Origin of the sequence: Skermanella rosea (genome assembly GCF_016806835.2) — a bacterium.
Lineage (GTDB): Bacteria > Pseudomonadota > Alphaproteobacteria > Azospirillales > Azospirillaceae > Skermanella > Skermanella rosea.
This window is the reverse complement of sequence record NZ_CP086111.1, coordinates 2,283,126-2,300,212: the sequence shown is the minus strand read 5'-3', so window position 1 is coordinate 2,300,212 and position 17,087 is coordinate 2,283,126. Positions and strand designations below refer to the sequence as shown.

Annotated in this window: 13 protein-coding genes; 7 read left to right on the top strand and 6 right to left on the bottom strand. The window is 68.9% G+C overall.

The annotated features are described in order from the left end of the window. Nucleotides 1–12: 12 nt before the first annotated feature. The 5 genes from mfd to JL101_RS10435 all read right to left on the bottom strand — a co-directional run bounded on the left by mfd (nt 13) and on the right by JL101_RS10435 (nt 7,896). Nucleotides 13–3,489: a transcription-repair coupling factor gene (gene mfd, locus JL101_RS10455; RefSeq protein WP_203099025.1), complete on the bottom strand. Its 3,477-nt coding sequence runs from the start codon at nt 3,487–3,489 to the stop codon at nt 13–15. Between the two features lie 24 nt (nt 3,490–3,513). Then, nucleotides 3,514–3,822 (bottom strand): FAD assembly factor SdhE, encoded by a 309-nt coding sequence (locus tag JL101_RS10450; protein ID WP_203099026.1) that lies wholly within the window; start codon nt 3,820–3,822, stop codon nt 3,514–3,516. 158 nt (nt 3,823–3,980) lie between these two features. Next, nucleotides 3,981–5,999 carry a methyl-accepting chemotaxis protein gene (locus tag JL101_RS10445; protein WP_228435396.1) on the bottom strand — a complete coding sequence of 673 codons (2,019 nt, stop codon included), beginning with the start codon at nt 5,997–5,999 and terminating at the stop codon, nt 3,981–3,983. Between the two features lie 82 nt (nt 6,000–6,081). Beyond that, a complete protein-coding gene (locus JL101_RS10440; RefSeq protein WP_203099027.1) occupies nt 6,082–7,050 on the bottom strand; it encodes a DctP family TRAP transporter solute-binding subunit in 969 nt (322 codons plus the stop codon). 141 nt (nt 7,051–7,191) lie between these two features. Continuing rightward, complete coding sequence (locus tag JL101_RS10435; RefSeq protein ID WP_203099028.1) at nt 7,192–7,896, bottom strand: FadR/GntR family transcriptional regulator; 705 nt, start codon at nt 7,894–7,896, stop codon at nt 7,192–7,194. Nucleotides 7,897–8,056: 160 nt separating this feature from the next. Here JL101_RS10435 and JL101_RS10430 point away from each other — a divergent pair, with 160 nt between their 5' ends. Genes JL101_RS10430 through hydA form a run of 5 tightly spaced genes read left to right on the top strand, consistent with a single transcriptional unit; the run spans nt 8,057 to nt 12,747 of the window. Then, entirely contained in the window at nt 8,057–8,854 is a 798-nt protein-coding gene (locus JL101_RS10430; protein WP_203099029.1) for a transporter substrate-binding domain-containing protein, read from the top strand. A gap of 10 nt (nt 8,855–8,864) precedes the next feature. Continuing rightward, nucleotides 8,865–9,539, top strand: a complete 675-nt coding sequence (locus JL101_RS10425; RefSeq protein WP_203099030.1) for an amino acid ABC transporter permease — start codon at nt 8,865–8,867, stop codon at nt 9,537–9,539. After that, nucleotides 9,536–10,051: an ureidoglycolate lyase gene (locus JL101_RS10420; RefSeq protein WP_203099031.1), complete on the top strand. Its 516-nt coding sequence runs from the start codon at nt 9,536–9,538 to the stop codon at nt 10,049–10,051. The genes JL101_RS10425 and JL101_RS10420 overlap by 4 nt, the downstream gene beginning before the upstream one ends. A gap of 15 nt (nt 10,052–10,066) precedes the next feature. Next, nucleotides 10,067–11,296, top strand: coding sequence for a cysteine desulfurase-like protein (locus tag JL101_RS10415; protein ID WP_203099032.1), 1,230 nt, complete (start codon nt 10,067–10,069; stop codon nt 11,294–11,296). Between the two features lie 17 nt (nt 11,297–11,313). Beyond that, the gene (gene hydA / locus JL101_RS10410; RefSeq protein ID WP_203099033.1) at nt 11,314–12,747 is read left to right on the top strand and encodes a dihydropyrimidinase; all 1,434 of its coding nucleotides are present in this window, start codon (nt 11,314–11,316) and stop codon (nt 12,745–12,747) included. Between the two features lie 18 nt (nt 12,748–12,765). Here the strand turns inward: hydA and JL101_RS10405 are convergent, their stop codons facing one another. Next, on the bottom strand, nt 12,766–13,683 hold the full coding sequence (locus JL101_RS10405; RefSeq protein ID WP_203099034.1) for a polysaccharide deacetylase family protein: 918 nt from the start codon (nt 13,681–13,683) through the stop codon (nt 12,766–12,768). Between the two features lie 243 nt (nt 13,684–13,926). Here JL101_RS10405 and JL101_RS10400 point away from each other — a divergent pair, with 243 nt between their 5' ends. Together JL101_RS10400 and JL101_RS10395 are read left to right on the top strand one after the other, a co-directional pair. Beyond that, on the top strand, nt 13,927–14,328 hold the full coding sequence (locus JL101_RS10400; protein ID WP_203099035.1) for a hypothetical protein: 402 nt from the start codon (nt 13,927–13,929) through the stop codon (nt 14,326–14,328). A gap of 151 nt (nt 14,329–14,479) precedes the next feature. Then, the gene (locus tag JL101_RS10395) at nt 14,480–17,068 is read left to right on the top strand and encodes a methyl-accepting chemotaxis protein (RefSeq protein WP_203099036.1); all 2,589 of its coding nucleotides are present in this window, start codon (nt 14,480–14,482) and stop codon (nt 17,066–17,068) included. Nucleotides 17,069–17,087 lie beyond the last annotated feature (19 nt).

Sequence of the window (17,087 nt, the reverse complement as noted above, 5' to 3'; positions counted from 1 at the left end):
GGCCGGCGGCCGTCAGGCCGCCAGCTTGGCCAAGTCCTGCATCAGCCGCTGCACGCCCTTGACCCGGGTCGCCGTGTCGTCCCACGTGCGGGTATAGACCAGCTTGTGGTCCGGCCGCAGCTTCATGGTCGCGGCCTGCTTGCCGATGAAGATCACGAGCTGGTCCGGCCGCGCGAAGCTGTTCTTGTGGAACGAGAGCACGGCGCCCTTCGGCCCGGCGTCGACCCGCTCGACCCCGGCGGTGCGGCAGAGCTGCTTGATCGTCATGACGTTCAGCAGGTTCTCCACCTCCGGCGGCAGCGGCCCGAAACGGTCGATCAGTTCCGCCGCGAAGCTGTCGATCTCGCTCCGGTCCACCAGTTCCGAGATCCGGCGGTACAGCCCCAGCCGTACGTTCAGGTCCGCGATGTACGCCTCCGGGATCAGGACCGGCATGCCCAGGTTGATCGTCGGGGTCCAGGTGTCCTCCGAGTCCGCGGCGGCACCGGCGCCGCTGCGGGCGGTCGCGACCGCCTCCTCCAGCATGTGCTGGTACAGCTCGACGCCGACCTCCTTGATATGTCCCGACTGCTCCTCGCCCAGCAGGTTGCCGGCGCCGCGGATGTCCATGTCGTGGCTGGCGAGCTGGAAGCCGGCGCCCAGGCTGTCCAGCGTCTCGATCACGTGCAGCCGCTGGGTCGCGGTGGCGGACAGGACGGTCCGGGGCGCATAGGTCAGGTAGGCGTATCCCCGGACCTTCGACCGGCCGATCCGGCCGCGCAGCTGGTAGAGCTGGGCCAGGCCGAACAGGTCGGAACGGTGGATGATCATCGTGTTGGCGTTCGGCACGTCCAGGCCCGATTCGACGATGTTGGTCGCCAGCAGCACGTTGAACTGTCCGTCGTCGAAGGCCGTCATGACCTCCTCCAGCTGGGTCGCCGCCATCTGGCCGTGGGCCATCACGACCTTGACCTCCGGCACCAGCTCCTGAAGCCGCTCGTAGACGCGCGGCAGGTCCTCCAGCCGCGGGCAGACATAATAGGTCTGGCCGCCGCGGTAATGCTCGCGCAGGATCGCCTCCCGGATCACCACCGGATCGTAGGGCAGCACGAAGGTCCGCACCGCCAGCCGGTCCACCGGCGGCGTCGCGATCAGGCTCAGCTCACGCACCCCGGCCAGGGCCATCTGTAGCGTCCGCGGGATCGGCGTCGCGGTCAGGGTCAACACATGGACGTCGGCGCGGAGTTGCTTCAGCCGTTCCTTCTGCTTCACGCCGAAATGCTGCTCCTCGTCCACGATCACCATGCCCAGGTCCTTGAACTGCACCGTCTTGGACAGCAGCGCGTGGGTCCCGATCACGATGTCGATCGTTCCGGCGGCGAGACCTTCCTTGACAAGCTTCTGTTCCTTCGCTGACACGAGGCGGGAGAGCTGGCCGATCCGGACCGGCAGGCCGGCGAACCGCTTCTCGAAGGTGCGAGAGTGCTGGCGCGCCAGCAGCGTGGTCGGCACCACGACGGCGACCTGCATGCCGGACAGCGCGGCGATGAAGGCGGCGCGCAGGGCGACCTCGGTCTTGCCGAAGCCCACGTCGCCGCACACCAGCCTGTCCATCGGCCGGCCGGACTGCAGGTCCTCCAGCACCTCCTCGATCGCGCGGAGCTGGTCTTCCGTCTCGGGATAGGGGAACCGCGCCGCGAATTCGGCATAGATCCCGTCAGGTGCCGAAACAGGCGTGCCCCGGCGCAGCTCCCGCTCGGCCGCGATCTTCAGCAGCGCCTCGGCCATGTCCTTCAGGCGCTTCTTGACCCGGGCCTTGCGGCCCTGCCAGCCGACGCCCCCCAGCTTGTCAAGCTGGGCGCTGTCCTCCGACCCGTAGCGCGACAGCAGCTCGATGTTCTCGACCGGGAGATAGAGCTTGTCGCCGCCCTCGTAGATCAGACGCAGGCAGTCGTGCGGCGCGCCCGTCACCTGGAGCGTCTCCAGGCCGTCGTAGCGTCCGATGCCGTGATCGACGTGGACGACCAGGTCGCCCTCGCTCAGGCTCGACAGCTCGGCGATGAAGTTGGCGGACCGGCGGCGTTTCTTGGTGGGCCGGGCCAGCCGATCGCCCAGGATGTCCTGCTCGGTGATCACCGCCACGTCGGGCGCGGCGAAGCCGGTCTCGATCCCCAGCACGATCAGCGCGGTGGTGCGCCGGTCGAGCCGCCTCGCCCCCTCCCAGCTCTCGCAGACCTCGACCCGCTCGATGCCGTGGTCGCGCAGAACGGTCAGCAGCCGGTCGCGCGCGCCCTGGCTGTAGCCGGCGACGACGCAGCGCCGGTCGTGCTTCTGAAGCTCCTCGATGTGCGATTTCAGCGCGTCGAACACGTTGACGTCGGGCTTGGCCCGGGCGTCGGCGAAGTCCCGGCCGCGCCGTCCGCCGGCATCCACCCCCGGCTGCCCCTCGGCCAGCGCGAAGGGCATCAGTTGGCCTACCGCCCGCACGCCCAGCAGAGCGTTCCAGCCGTCCTCGTCCAGGTACAGCATCTCCGGCGGCAGCGGCTTGTAGACGGGATTGTTGGCCTTCTTCTCCACCGCCTGCAGCGTCTTGCGCGCATGGTAGAAGTCGGCGATCTGCGCCAGCCGGGAATCCCGCGCCTCTTCCGCCTGCGGATCGAGCGTCACGACCGCGTCATGCACATAGTCCAGGATCGTTTCCATGCCGGAATGGAACAGCGGCAGCCAGTGCTCCATGCCGCCATGCTTGCGCCCGGCGCTGACCGCTTCGTACAGCGGGTCCTCGTCCAGCACGACGCCGAACAGCTCGCGATAGCCCGAGCGGAAGCGGGCGATCGACTGCTCGTCCAGAAAGACCTCCGACATCGGCTTCAGGGCGATGCCGTCGCGCTTCTCGGTGGTCCGCTGGCTCATCGGGTCGAAGGCGCGCACCCCCTCCAGCTCGTCGCCGAACAGGTCGAGCCGAAGCGGCTCCTCGGTGCCGGGCGGGAACAGGTCGACGATGCCGCCGCGGATCGCGAACTCGCCCGGCTCCCGCACGGTCTGCGCGCGGGTATAGCCGTTGTGGGCCAGATAGGCCTGCAGCCTGTCCAGGTCGATGCGGTCGCCGACGCCGGCGCGGAAGGTGGCATGCGCGAAGGTCCCGCGCGGCGGCACCTTCTGGAGCAGCGCGTTGACCGTGGTCAGCACCAGCCTGGGCCGACCCTTGCCGGGCTCGATCAGGCGGGTCAGCCCCTCGACCCGGCGGCTGACGATATCGACGTTGGGCGAAACGCGGTCGTAGGGCAGGCAGTCCCAGGCCGGGATCTGCACGAGCTCGATCTCGGGCGCGAAGAAGCCGACCGCCTCGGCCAGGCGGGCCATCCGCTGGTCGTCCAGCGCCACGTGCAGCAGCCCGGAAGGACCGCGGCGCTTCGCGATGTCGGCGAGGACTCGGGCGTCCTGCCCTTCCGGCGCACCGGCGATCAGCAGGCGGGACGGTTGGCCGGGGTCTAGTTTGATCTTTATCAAGGGTCTGTTATCGAACCAGGAGGGTCAAGCGACGGTAGTCTTGAAATTGAACGCGATCAGCAGCCGCATCACGTCGTTGTCGTGCTCCGGCGGAACCGGCTCGCGCGCGGACATCCAGTTATAAAGATCGGGATCGCTCAGTTCCAAGAGGCGCTCGTACCGGTCCAGCTGCGCGGCATCAAAAGCCGGCAGGTGCCGGTCGGCGAAACGGCCCAGCAGGATGTCCGCCTCGCGGGTTCCCCGGTGCCAACTCCGGAAGGTCAGCCGCTTGCGCCGCACCTCGATCGTCTCTGCTGGCCTGGTCGTGTCGGGTCGTTCGGCGGAGCTGGTCATGATGGGCTCACTCTCAATGGCGCTGCGCCACCGATATAGCCCCCGCCGCCCGTTCTGTCAGCGGCCTATCGGCATGCCCCCGGCCGGCAGGACGAAAGGCGCCGGCAGCTCGTGCCGGCGCCCCCGCCGCGGTTCGACATGTTCCAGGCCTTCCGCCGTCAGGCGCAGCGGACGTCCGCGAGAAAGCGGGCCACTTCGCCGCGCAGCCGCTCCGCCTCCAGGGCGAGGCTTCCCGCCGCATCGAGCACCTGCCCCGCAGCCGCCCCGGTCTCGCTCGACGCCTGGGAGACCCCGGCGATGTTGCCGGACACCTGCTGCGTCCCGGCGGCTGCCTGCTGGACGTTGCGCGATATGTCGCCGGTCGCCGCGTTCTGCTGCTCGACCGCCGCCGCCACGCTGGAGGAGATCTCGTTGATCTGGCCGATCGTCCGCGCGATCCCCTGGATGGCCCCCGCGGCATTGCCGGTCGCCTGCTGGATCTCCAGCACCTTGGCCTGGATCTCCCCGGTCGCCCGCTCGGTCTGGGACGCCAGCGCCTTGACCTCGCTGGCCACCACCGTGAAGCCCTTGCCGGCCTCCCCGGCCCGCGCGGCCTCGATCGTGGCGTTCAGCGCCAGCAGGTTGGTCTGCCCGGCGATGGAATTGATCAACTCGATCACCTGCCCGATCTCGTGGGCAGCGTCGGTCAGGCCGCGCATCAGGGCGTCGGTCCGCTCGGCGTCCTGGACCGCCTGGGCGGTGATCCTCAGCGAGGTGGACATCTGCCGGCTGATCTCCTGGATCGAGGCGGACAGCTCCTCCGCGGCGCCCGCGACCGTGTTGACGTTGGTGGTCGCCTGCTCAGAAGCCGCGGCGACGATCACCGCCTGGTGCGAAGCCGACTCCGCCGTCCTCGACATGGCCCCGGCGCTGCGCTCCATCTCGGTCGCTGCGGACGACACCGCGTCGACCACGCCCTTGACGTTCGCCTCGAACCCGTCGGCCAGCCTTATCAGGTCGGCCTTGCGCTCCGCCTCGCTCCGGCGCTTGATCTCCTCCTGCTCCGCCTGCAGCCGCCTCACTTCCAGGCCATTGGCCTTGAAGGTCTCGACCGCCCGCGCCATCCCGCCGATCTCGTCGCCCCGCCGGGTGAAACCGACCTCGACCGACAGGTCGTTGCCCGCCAGCTGCCCCATGATGGAGCTGAGCGACCGGATCGGCCGGGTGATGCTGCGGGCGATCAGGAAAGCCATGACGATCCCGATCAGCAGCGCACCCCCCGCCACGGCCAGCCCCAGCGCCCGCGCCTGCTCCGCGGCCTCGGTCATCTGGGAGAAGGTCCGGTCCTGGCCGTCGGTGCTGGCCTGGCGCAGCTGCCCGATGGCGGTCCCCAGGGCCTCGGCGGCGCGGATCCGCTCGGCACCCGCCGCCGCGAACCGGTCAGTCGCCGAGACGACGCCGTCCAGCGCCTTCCGGTATTCGTCCAGGATCGCCGGCAGGGCGGCGGCGAACCGCTGGAGCCGGCGGCTTTCGGTGGTCGCCGCCGCGAATCCTGCCAGGGTCTCGGAGAACCGCTCGGCCTCCTTGACGGCGATCCCGGCGTCGGCGGGATTGCGCGACGAGACATAGCGCGTCGCCGCCAGGGCGCTCGCCTGCCCGGCCTCGGCCAGCTTCACCGCCAGTTCCGTGACCTCGGCCTTGCCGTCCCGCACCGCCGTGCCGACGATCGCGGACGTGGTGGTGCCCAGGCCGGTGGAAGCCTTGACCAGGGCCGAGACGCCGATGCGCCGCTCCGACACCGCGGCGACGCTCTGGCGGGCCGCGGCGTCGTGGGCTTCCGCGGCCTTCGCGATGCGGCCGACCAGGGCCGCGTCCGCGTCCAGCGCCGCGGCGTCGAGCGTCGCGATGGCGGCGCCCAGCACCTCCAGCGCGTGGTTCGCGGCTGCCAGATCGCCGTCGGCTTCCGTCAGCGCATATTGCGTCAGGGCCCCGCGGGCCCCTTCCATGTCGATCGACAGCAAGCCCGAGACGGTGGCCGCGTCGCTGACCGACCGTAGCCGGGCGATGCCGGCGGTCGTCTCCGCGGCGTTCCGGTCGGCGAAGAACGACAAGGTTCCCAGCAGCACGAGCAGAAGGGCGAATCCGCCCGAGATCCGCAACGCTATCGGAATATTCGAAAGTCTTGCCCAGGCTGACATGTAAGCTCCCCAATCCCGGCGATCATCGCCGGCCCCCCGTTGCGGATCCGCGCGGCCACCCCTGTCCGCGCGGATGCCGAAGTCACTGGACGTTCCTGATCCGCTCGACCTGAGCCGCGCCGAACTTCTTCTCCAGGTCGGGCATCGCCGGAGCGACGGCCTTGGCGAAGGCCGCCCGGTCGATCTCGGTCACGACCTGGAGGCCCTGCTCGCGAAGGGTCTTGACGCCGTTGGCCTGGGCATCGGCCGCCGCCTTGCGCGAGGCCTTCCCGCCGACCTTCGCGGCCTCGACGAAGGCGGCCCTGTCCTCGTCCGACATGTCCTCGAACGTGTCGATGCTCATCAGGAAGGCGGCGGGATCGTAGCTGTGGGCCGACAGGGTCAGGTGCTTCTGCACCTGGGCGAACTTGGCCGACAGGATGGTGGCGATCGGGTTCTCCTGCCCGTCGAATTGGCCGCTCTGCAGCGCGTTGTACAGTTCCGGGAACGCCAGCGGGGCCACGTCGGCGCCCAGCGCCTTGAAACCGGCGACCATCACCTCGCTCTGCGGCACCCGGAGCTTCAGACCCTTGACGTCCTCCGGAGCGGAGATCGGGCGCTTGGCATTGGTGATGTGGCGCATGCCGTTCTCGCCCCAGGCGAGCGCCACCATGTCCTGCGCGCGGAACTTCTCCAGGTATTCCTGGCCGACCTCGCCATCGAACACCCGATGGGCGTGGCCAGCGTCGCGGAACAGGAACGGGATGCCGAAGACGCCCACGTCGGGGACGAAGTTCAGCATGGGAGCGCCGGTCACGAAGGTCAGCTCTACGGTGCCGAGCTGCACGGCCTTGATCGCCTCGACCTCCCCGCCCAGGGCGGCGTTGGGATAGAGCTCGATCTTGTACCGGCCGGAGGTGCGCTTGGCGACCTCGTCCGCGAAGGCGGCCGCCCCGGCCCCCAACTGGGAGTCCGAGCCCAGGATGTGCCCGAGCTTGAGCGTGCGGGCTTGCTGTGCCTGGGCACCGTCGACGCTGAACAATAGAAGAGCGCTGGCGGCCAATGCGGCCACTCGAATATTTCCGAACATGACAAGAGACCCCTGATTACCTGATACCCGTATAGTAACCCTTCTTGGGTAAACCAAAGAATACATACAAATGGAATAAAAATGCAGGCTTCCATACGAAATTGGTATGGGTTCCGCCGGCTTTCAGCCTTCCAGGACTACGCCGATGCGCCCTGCGGCGGCCGTGATGTGACGCGCCATTGCCGCGGACGCCCCAGCGGCGTCGCGATCGTTGAGGGCTGTCAGGATCGCCTCGTGCTCGTGAACGGTTTCCCAGATCCGGTCATGATGGATGAAGGGCAGGCGCTGGATCTCGTCCATGACGCCGTTCACCGTGCGGAACAACTCCACGAACATGCGGTTGCCGCTGCACTCCACGATGGTCCGATGGAAGGCGCTGTCGCACTCCGCGACCGCGATCAGGTCGCCGGACTCCACCGCGCGGCGCATCCCGTCCACCGAACGTCCGATCTCCGCCAGCGGTCCGGCGGTGGATTTCACGGCGGCCAACCCGGCGGCGCGCGGCTCCAGCGTCAGCCGGGTCTCGTAGACCTCGTGCTGGGAGTACCGGTCGGCGAACCGCCATTTCGGTTCCGGAGCCCTGCCCGCGGGACCGCCGCCGGGCTCGACGACGAAGACGCCCCGCCCGACTTCCACCCGGACGAGCCCCAGGGTTTCCAGCACCGAAAGCGCCTCGCGTAGCGACGCCCGGCTGATGCCGAGCTGTTCGGCAAGTTCGCGCTGGGCCGGCAGGCGCTCCCCCGGCGCCAGCGGTCCCTCCAGGATCATCGCCTGGATCCTCTGAACCGCCGATTGGGGCACCAGCATCCTGCCGCCGACCTTGTTCATTCCAGGCTCCCGCTCCCGCGCATCCATTTGGCTGCTTGACCCTACCCCGAAAAACAGGTCCAATCCACTGGTCTGGCCGGTCAGACCAGTTGCGACGAACGACGACGGGCAGGCCGGCCCCGGGGATAGCCATCGTCAAACATTGATGTGAGGAGACGAGATGCGCAGGACCTTCCTGAAGACCGCCCTGGTGGCCGTCATCGCCACCGCCGCCCTGGCCGGCAACGCCAGGGCCGCCGACCTGACGGTCGGCGCCAACATCGGCAACGTCCCGTGGGAGTTCCAGGACGCCACCGGCAAGAATGTCGGGTTCGAGATCGACCTGGTCGACGAGATCGCCAAGCGCATGGGCAAGTCGGTCGAGATCGTGAACATCCCGTTCAACGGCCTGTTCTCCGCCGTGCAGTCCGCCCGGATCGACATGGCGATCTCGTCCATCACGATCACCGAGAAGCGGCTGGAATCGGTCAGCTTCGCCCAGCCCTACTATGACAGCGACCAGTCGCTGACCGTCCTGTCCAAGAGCGGAATCGCCAAGGTCGAGGACCTCAAGGGCAAGGCGATCGGCGTCGATACCGGCTCCACCGGCGACATGTGGGCGACCCAGAACCAGGCCCGGTACGGTTTCGGGGACATCCGCCGCTTCGAGGGGCTTCAACCCGCCATGCTCGACCTCGCCGCCGGCCGGCTCGACGGCTATGTCAGCGACATCCCCGCCCTGCTCTACTTCACCAAGGACAAGCCGCAGTTCAAGGTGGCCCAGCGCATCCAGACGGGCGAGCGCTACTCGATCATGTTCGCCAAGGGCAGCCCCCTGGCGGCCCAGGTGAACGAGCAGATCACCGCCATGAAGAAGGACGGCACGATCGCGGCGCTGCACGAGAAATGGTTCGGCACCAAGCCGGAAGCGGGCACCAGCACCGCCGAAGTCATGGACATGCCCAAGCCCAAGTCCTGAACCCTGACGCATGGACATCGTCGATACCTTCTTTAACTGGAGCGTGCTGCAAAGCTCGCTCCCCCTGCTGCTGCTCGGGCTGGGCACCACGCTCAGCCTGGGCGTCACCAGCATCGTGATCGGTCTGGTCGCCGGCCTGTTCATGGCGTTGCTCAGGATGTACGGGCCGAGGCCGCTGGCGGCCCTGGCGGTCGCCTATATCGACCTGTTCCGCGCGATCCCGATCCTCGTCCTGCTGGTGGTGATCTATTACGCCCTGCCCTTCGTCGGGCTGCGCCTGTCGCCCTTCGCGGCGGCCACGTCGGCCCTGTCGCTGGTCAGTTGCGCCTACGCGGCGGAGATCTTCCGCGCCGGCATCCAGGCGGTGCCGCGCGGCCAGTTCGAGGCGAGCCAGGCGCTCGGGCTCAAGTACTGGGGCATGATGTGGTACGTCGTGCTGCCCCAGGCTTTCCGGCTGGTCATTCCGCCGATCACCAACAACTGCATCAACGTGATGAAGGACACCGCCCTGGCCTCGGTCGTCGCCATGCCGGACCTGCTGAAGCAGGCGACCCAGGCGCAGGCCCTCGCCGCGAACCCCACGCCGCTGATCGGTGCCGCCGTGATATATCTTCTGCTGCTGCTGCCGCTGGTGCGGATCGTCGGCACGTTGGAGAAGCGCTTCGCCATCGGGAAAAGCCGGTGAGCGGCATCCCGATCGCCGCCCGCCCGCTGGATCCCGCCGCATTCGCTCCGTTCGGCGAGGTGATCCAGGCCGGGCTGGGCACCGTCAGCCGGGTGAACGACGGGCGCGCCGACCGGTTCGACGGCGTCGGCCGGCTGGAACGCAGCCTGGGCGAGACGGCGCCGACCATCGCCGTCTACCGCATCGACGCCTCGGTCCTGCCCCACCCGGTTCCCCTGCTGGAGCGCCATCCCCTGAGCAGCCAGCTCTTCGTGCCGATGAACGCGGCGCGCTACCTCGTGGTCGCGGTGCCCTCCGACGCGGACGGATTGCCCGTCCCGGAACGGGCCGAAGCCTTCCTCGCCGCCGGGGACCAGGCGATCAACTACCGACCCGGCGTCTGGCACTGCCCGCTCGTGGCGCTCGACCGGCCGGCCGACTTCGTCATGGTCATGGGCCGGGCCTTCGACGCCTCCGCCGATTGTGAATTCTTCGACCTGCCCGATCCCATCGCGGTCGGGCGGGCCCCCTGACAGGAGTGTAGAGGCATGCTGCCCGCCCTCGATCTCGATTACGTCCGTTCCCAGTTCCCGGCACTGGCCGGCGACTGGGTGTTCTTCGACAATGCCGGCGGCTCGCAGACGCTGCGCGGGGTCGCGGACCGGATTTCCGACTATCTGCTGACCAGCAACGTGCAGCTCGGGGCCAGCTACGACGTGTCGCAGCGGTCCGGCGCGCGGGTCCGCGACGCCCACGCCGTGATCGCCGAGCTGATCGGCGCCTCGCGGCCGGAAGAGGTGGTGATGGGGCCGTCCACGACGGCCCTGATGTACACCCTGGCCGCTGCGCTGGCCGAAGGGATCGAACCGGGCGACGAGATCGTCGTCACCGACACCGACCACGAGGCCAATATCGGCCCCTGGCTGAAGCTCAAGGACCGGGGCGCCGTCATCAAGGTCTGGGCGGTCAATCCGGAGACCCTGGAACTGGACCTCGCCGACCTGGACGCGCTGATGACCCCGCGCACCCGGCTGGTCTGCTTCACCCATGCCTCCAACATCCTCGGCACCATCAACCCGGTCGCCGAGATCACACGCTTCGTCCACGAGCGCGGCGCCCGCGTCGTGGTTGACGCGGTGGCGCTCGCGCCGCACCGGGCGGTCGAGGTGACGGCTTGGGACGTCGATTTCTACGTCTTCAGCTTCTACAAGGTATACGGCCCGCACCATGCAGTGCTGTACGGCAAGTACGACCAGCTGCTGGCGCTGCCCAGCCTGAACCATTTCTTCATCGGCCGGGAGGTCGTGCCCTACAAGCTCCAGCAGGGCAACGTGAACTACGAGCTGTCGGTCGGCTGCACCGCCATCGCCGACTACCTGGCGGAGTTGGGCGGCAGGACCGGCGCCCGGGCCGACCGGCGCGGCCAGATTCTGGCCGCCTTCGACGCGATCGCCGCGCAGGAGGAGGCGCTGGCCGAACGCCTGCTTTCCTACCTGCGCGGCCGCAACGACGTCAGCATCATCGGCCACGCCAAGGCGGACCGGTCCCTCCGGGTCCCGACCATCAGCTTCGTGGCCCGGGGACGGCAGTCGGACGAGATCGTCACCGGCGTCGACCGCAGCAACATCGGCATCCGGTTCGGCGATTTCTACGCCCGCCGCCTGATCGACCGGCTCGGCCTGACACCGGCCAAGGGCGTCGTCCGGGTCTCGATGGTCCACTACAACACCGTGGACGAGGTCGACCGGCTGGTCGAAGCTCTCGACGGCCTCCTGTGAGCGGAAAGGGACGCGCCATGGACAGCTTCGACCTGGTGATCCGCGGGGGCACGGTGGTCACCGCTTCCGAAACTTCGCGCTGCGACGTCGGCATCCGGGACGGACGGATCGCGGCGCTGGCCGACCGCCTGCCGGCCGGCAGCCGGGAGATCGACGCCGGCGGGCGCCTCGTACTGCCGGGCGGGATCGACAGCCACGTCCATATCGACCAGCCCTCCGGCGACGAGACGGTGATGGCCGACGACTTTCTCAGCGGCACCCGCTCCGCCGCGGCCGGCGGCAACACGACGGTCATTCCGTTCGCGCTCCAGCACAAGGGCCAGAGCCTGCGGGCCGCCGTGTCCGACTATCACGCCCGCGCCGAGGGCAAGTGCCTGATCGACTACAGCTTTCACCTGATCGTCTCCGATCCCAACGAGCAGACGCTGGGCCAGGACCTGCCGGCCCTGGTCAACGACGGCTACACTTCGTTCAAGGTCTTCATGACCTATGACGACCTGAAGCTGAACGACCGTGAGATGCTGGAGGTGTTCGACGTCGCCCGGCGCGAGGGCGCGCTGGTCATGGTCCATGCGGAGAACTACGACGCGATCCGCTACATGACCGAGCGGCTGGAGCGGGCCGGCCATACCGAGCCCTACTTCCACGGCACCTCCCGCCCGGCCCCGGTCGAGCGCGAGGCGACCCACCGGGCCATCACCTTCGCCGAGCTGGTGGACGTGCCGATCATGATCGTCCACGTCTCGTCCGGCGACGCGGTCGAGCAGATCCGCTGGGCCCAGTCGCGCGGCCTGAAGATCTACGGGGAGACCTGCCCCCAATATCTCGTGCTGACCGCGGAGGACCTGCGCGGCCTCAACATGGAAGGGGCGAAATATGTCTGCAGCCCGCCGCCCCGCGATCCGGAAAGCCAGGACGCCTGCTGGCAGGGGCTGGCCAACGGCACCTTCACGACCTACTCCTCCGACCATTGCCCGTTCCGCTACGACAGCCCCGCCGGCAAGAAGCGCAAGGGCGAGCGGACGGCCTTCCGCTGGGTGCCCAACGGCATCCCCGGCATCGAGACCCGGCTGCCCATCCTGTTCTCCGAAGGCGTGGTGAAGGGGAAGATCGACCTACAGCAGTTCGTGGCGCTCACTTCCACCAACCACGCCCGGATGTACGGGCTGGCGGGGCGCAAGGGGACGATCTCGGTCGGAGCCGACGCCGACATCGCGATCTGGGATCCCGAGCTTCGGCGCCCGATCCGCCAGGAGAACCTGCACCACGGGGCCGACTACACCCCCTACGAGGGCATGGAGATCACCGGCTGGCCGACCACCGTGATCGTGCGCGGCGGCATCGTCGTGGAGGATGGGGCCGTGGTCGGCCAACCCGGCCACGGCACCTTCCTGAAGCGCGACCTGTCGCCCTTCGCCAAGCCTCGCGGCAAGACCTGGCTGCCCGGCTGATCCAGGCTGGAACAGCCGTCACGGGACCACCCCCTCCGGCAGGCCGCGGCAGTGTTCGGCGATGGCGCCGGCCGTGGTCAGCCAGATGCGGTCGCGGTGCGCCTCGATATGGGACAGTGCCCGGCGCAGGTGGCGCAGCCGGTAGGGCTGGCCGACCAGATAGGGATGCAGGGCGATGCCCATCACCAGCGGACCCTGTTCCGACTGCTCCAGCATTTCGTCGAACTGGTCCACGATCATGTCGGCGAACTCCGGCGCGCCCATGCGGCGCCCGACGATCGCCGGGATGTCGTTCAGCTCCTGGGGATAGGGAACCGCCAGCAGCCGGCCGGCGCGGGTGTTCATCCAGACCGGCTGGTCGTCCATGCACCAGTCCAGGAGATAGCGGTAGCCCTGCTCGGCCAGCAGGTCCGGCGTGACGCCGCTCTCGGAAATCCAGGGTCCGAGCCAGCCCGTGGGCGCCCTGCCCTCGTGCCGGGCGATGACCCGCGTGCTGTCCGCGATCAGGGCCGCCTCGGCGGCTTCGTCCAGGGTGCCCTGCCGCTCCGCGTTGGTCCAGCCATGGCCCACGATCTCGTCGCCGCGCTCGCGGAAGGCGGCGACCAGCTCCGGGCAGTAGCCGTAGAGCGCGCCGTTGACCAGGACCGATGCCGGCCAGCCCAGCCGGTCGAACAGGTCCAGCATCCGCCACGCCCCGACCCGGTTCCCGTAATCGCGCCAGGCATAGTTCAGCACGTCCGGCGGCGGACCGCCGGGAGCCAGTTCCGCCCCCAGCCCCTCGCCGAAAGCGAAATGCTCCAGGTTGAGCCCGACATAGACCGCCAGGCGCCGCCCTCCCGGCCAGTCATAGGGTTTCCTCCCCCGGATCGGCGAGTAGCCGTAGCGGCCATGCCCCGCCGGCGGGTTCCGGCCGGTGGCTCCCGTGTCGCCGGTCAAGGTCGCGGCCTCGCGATGCGGTCGATCTCCGGGACATCGTGATGCTTCGGTTGCCGGTTTCCGTCCATGGGACCTCCTCTATGGCGCGGCAAGGTTAGCCCACCGGGTCCGCCTGCCGCAGGCGAGCAAATCGGCGCCCCTGTGACGCGTTAGCTCAGGCGTTCCTTCCACCGATCGCGCGGATTGACAGTCAATACCACAATCGGTTTCTCTCATGACAAAACGGCAACAGGAGGGTTCGCCATGAAGAAATCCATCCGTATTCCCGCGGTCGAAGGAATTCCGGCAAGGTTCGCATCACTCCTCGTCGCGGCCCTTGCGGCCACGGCCGTCACCGCCGGCAGCTGGCCTGCCTTCGCCCAGGCCGGCGATGCCGCCCCGTCCGCGGAACCCGTGCCCGTCGCGGAGCCGGCACCCGAGCCCGAGCCGAAGAAGGCGGAGATCGCCAAGGCCGTGACCTGCCAGGTGCTGATCAGCCAGTTCGACGACAGCCTGGCCGCCGCCAAGATCGACGACGCCGCGAAGGCCGGTGCCCGGACGATGCGCGGCGACGGCAACAAGGCGTGCAATGCCTGGGACTATGACTCCGGCATCGGCACGCTGCGGGTCGCGCTGGAGACCATCGGGAAGAAGCCGATCCGCTGACCGCGGCCTCATGGCCGAAGAGGCCGGATCCTATCTGCCTTTTAGCCTGCTGGTTACCACTTCGGGCGTAACGTCACGGTGCGGGCCTGGGTGGTGCGGTGCCGGTCCGGCGGAACCGCACCACCCAGGGCCTCCACCTCGCAGGGACATCATGAAGCTCAAGACCGCCATCGCCGCGGGATACTTCACGGTCATCGGCCTCGTCGCCGTGGTCGGCGTGGTGGGATTGCTCGGACTTTACCGCTACGCCGACTCGGTCGAGCACGGCACGTCGGCGACCCGGCTTTCCCTCGCGCTGGGGGAAGTCAGGGCTCTGGAATGGAGCGCCCTGCGCGGCGACCTGTCGGCTTCGGACGAAGCGAAGCGGCGGCTGGCCTCGATCATCGACCAGTTCGCCCAGGGCGGCATGATGGCCGAGCAGGCAGCGGCCGACCGGTACGCGCAGGCGTTCCGTGCCTTCGTCGACGTCCAGGAGAAGCTGCTCCAGGGCGATGCCGCGATCGGGCGGTCCGTCCAGCAGCTCGGGATGCTGTCCGACCAGATCGTAACCGCCCAGGTCAAGCTCGCCCGGGCGGCCGGGAACGACCTGGACGAGGCGGAGACGGCGGCCCGGCAGGCGAGCACCATGGCCGACCTCGTCCTGACGATCCGCGACGGCGTGATCGAGGCCCAGCTCGCCGAGATGGCCTTCCTCAACCATCCCGACAGCAGCGAGATCACGCCCGCGCTGGAAGCGCTCGGCCTCGCCGCCGAACGGACGTCCGCCATGCCGCCGGAGGATGCCGGCCCCGCCTTCTCGATCATCGAGGCCTACGCGATCTCGATCGGAGAGACCTCGGCGGCCTATGCCGGTTACGAGAGCTACCGTGAGGTGATCTTCCGCCTGCTGAAGGAGATGGACGACATCCATGCCGGCCTGCCCGCCGACACGGAACCGTCGATCCGGGCAGAGGCGGGCGACCTGACCGCCTGGGCGTGGCGCGCCCGCGCCACCGGGGTGATCGACGATGGCGCGGCGGTGCCCGTGATCACCCATCCGGAACTCGACGAGATGAAGACCCTGGCGCTTCAGGTGATCGACCTGACCCGCCAGATGGCGGTCGCCCGCGCCGAACTGCTCCAGCTCTCCGCGATCGACGAAGCCCAGTCGCGGGGCATCGCCTCGACCATGGAGTCGACCAAGGAGCGCTATGTCGGCATCCGGACCGCGGCCGAGACCCGGGCGGTCCAGGCCCGGTCCGCGTTCGCCAACGCCATGAACGCCGCCGACCGCGGCCGGCAGATCCGGACCGCGGCGCTTCAGATAGCCCTCGCCCTGTCCGACCTTTCTTCCGGCAAGCGGGAGGTGCTGCGGGAAGAGATCGCCGGAACCCTCGCGCGGGTCGTAGGATATCTCGACGAGATCGCCCGGCTGACCGGCGACAGCGACCTGATCGCCAGGATGCGCGACCTGCTGCCCCCCCTCGAACAGAGCTTCGTGTCCCAGATCGACCTCCAGGCCGGCGCGGTGCGTCTCGCGCGCGACATGAACGCCGCCGCCGTCGAGGCGTCGAGCCAGTCGCGGTCCCTGTCGGAGACCGGACTGGCGGCAGCCGAGGAAGGCAAGCGGAACTCCGTCGCGATCATCGTGACGACCCTGGCGATCGCCATCGCCGCCGCCCTCGCCTTCGCCCTGATCCTCGGCCGCTATGTCTCGGGCGGCATCTCGCGCATGAGCGGGGCGATGGACGCGATCGCCCACGGCATGCTCGAGACCGAGATCCCCAACCAGGGCGAGAAGGGCGAGCTGGGCCAGATGGCCGACTCGCTGGTCTCCTTCAAGGACAATGCCCGCCGGAGGATCGAGGCCGAGGCCAGGGCGGAAAGCGCCCGCATGCAGGCCGACTCCGAACGGCGCCAGGTGCTGGGCGACCTTGCCCAGACCTGCGAAAGGCGGCTGCTGCCGCTGGCGCAGCAGGTCTCCACCGCGTCGCGCCAGCAGCTCGACGACGCCCGCCAGCTCCTGGAAGTCGCCGAGCAGGCGATGAAGCGGTCCGAGACGGTGGCGGACGAGGCCGGAATGACGGGGCGCAACCTGGGGGCGGTCGCGTCGGCGACGGAGGAGATGGCCGCGTCCATCGCGGGCATCGCCGAAAACATGCTGTCCACCGCAGGCCTCGCCCGCCGCAGCGTGACCGAGGCGGACCGGGTCCGCGCCGACCTGGAAAGCTTGGTCAGGGTGGCCCAGGGGGTCGGCGACGTGGTGCTGCTGATCCGCGACATCTCCGAACAGACCAATCTGCTGGCGCTCAACGCCACGATCGAGGCGGCGCGGGCCGGCGAGGCCGGCAAGGGTTTCGCCGTCGTCGCCAACGAGGTGAAGAACCTGGCCTCGCAGGCGGCCCGCGCGACGGAGGAGATCTCCGCCCGGATCGACGGCATCCGCCACGAGACCCTGAACGCGACCGAAGCGATCCGGGGCATCTCCTCGATCATTGAGCAGATGGACGTCGCGACCGGGTCGGTCGCCGGAGCCGTCGAGCAGCAGCGCAGCGCCACGCGCGAGATCGCCCGGACCACCCAGAACGTCTCGGGCAGCGTCGACCGCATCGGCAGCGACATCGCGATGGTCAGCGACCACGCCCGCGAGACGGAGACGGTCGCCCGCGAACTGCAGCGGGCCGCCGAACGGCTGGGCGGCGAGGCGACGGAAATGGAACGTACCGTTAACGAATTTATCGCCTCTATCAGGTCAATCTGATGCCGCATCGACTGTCGGG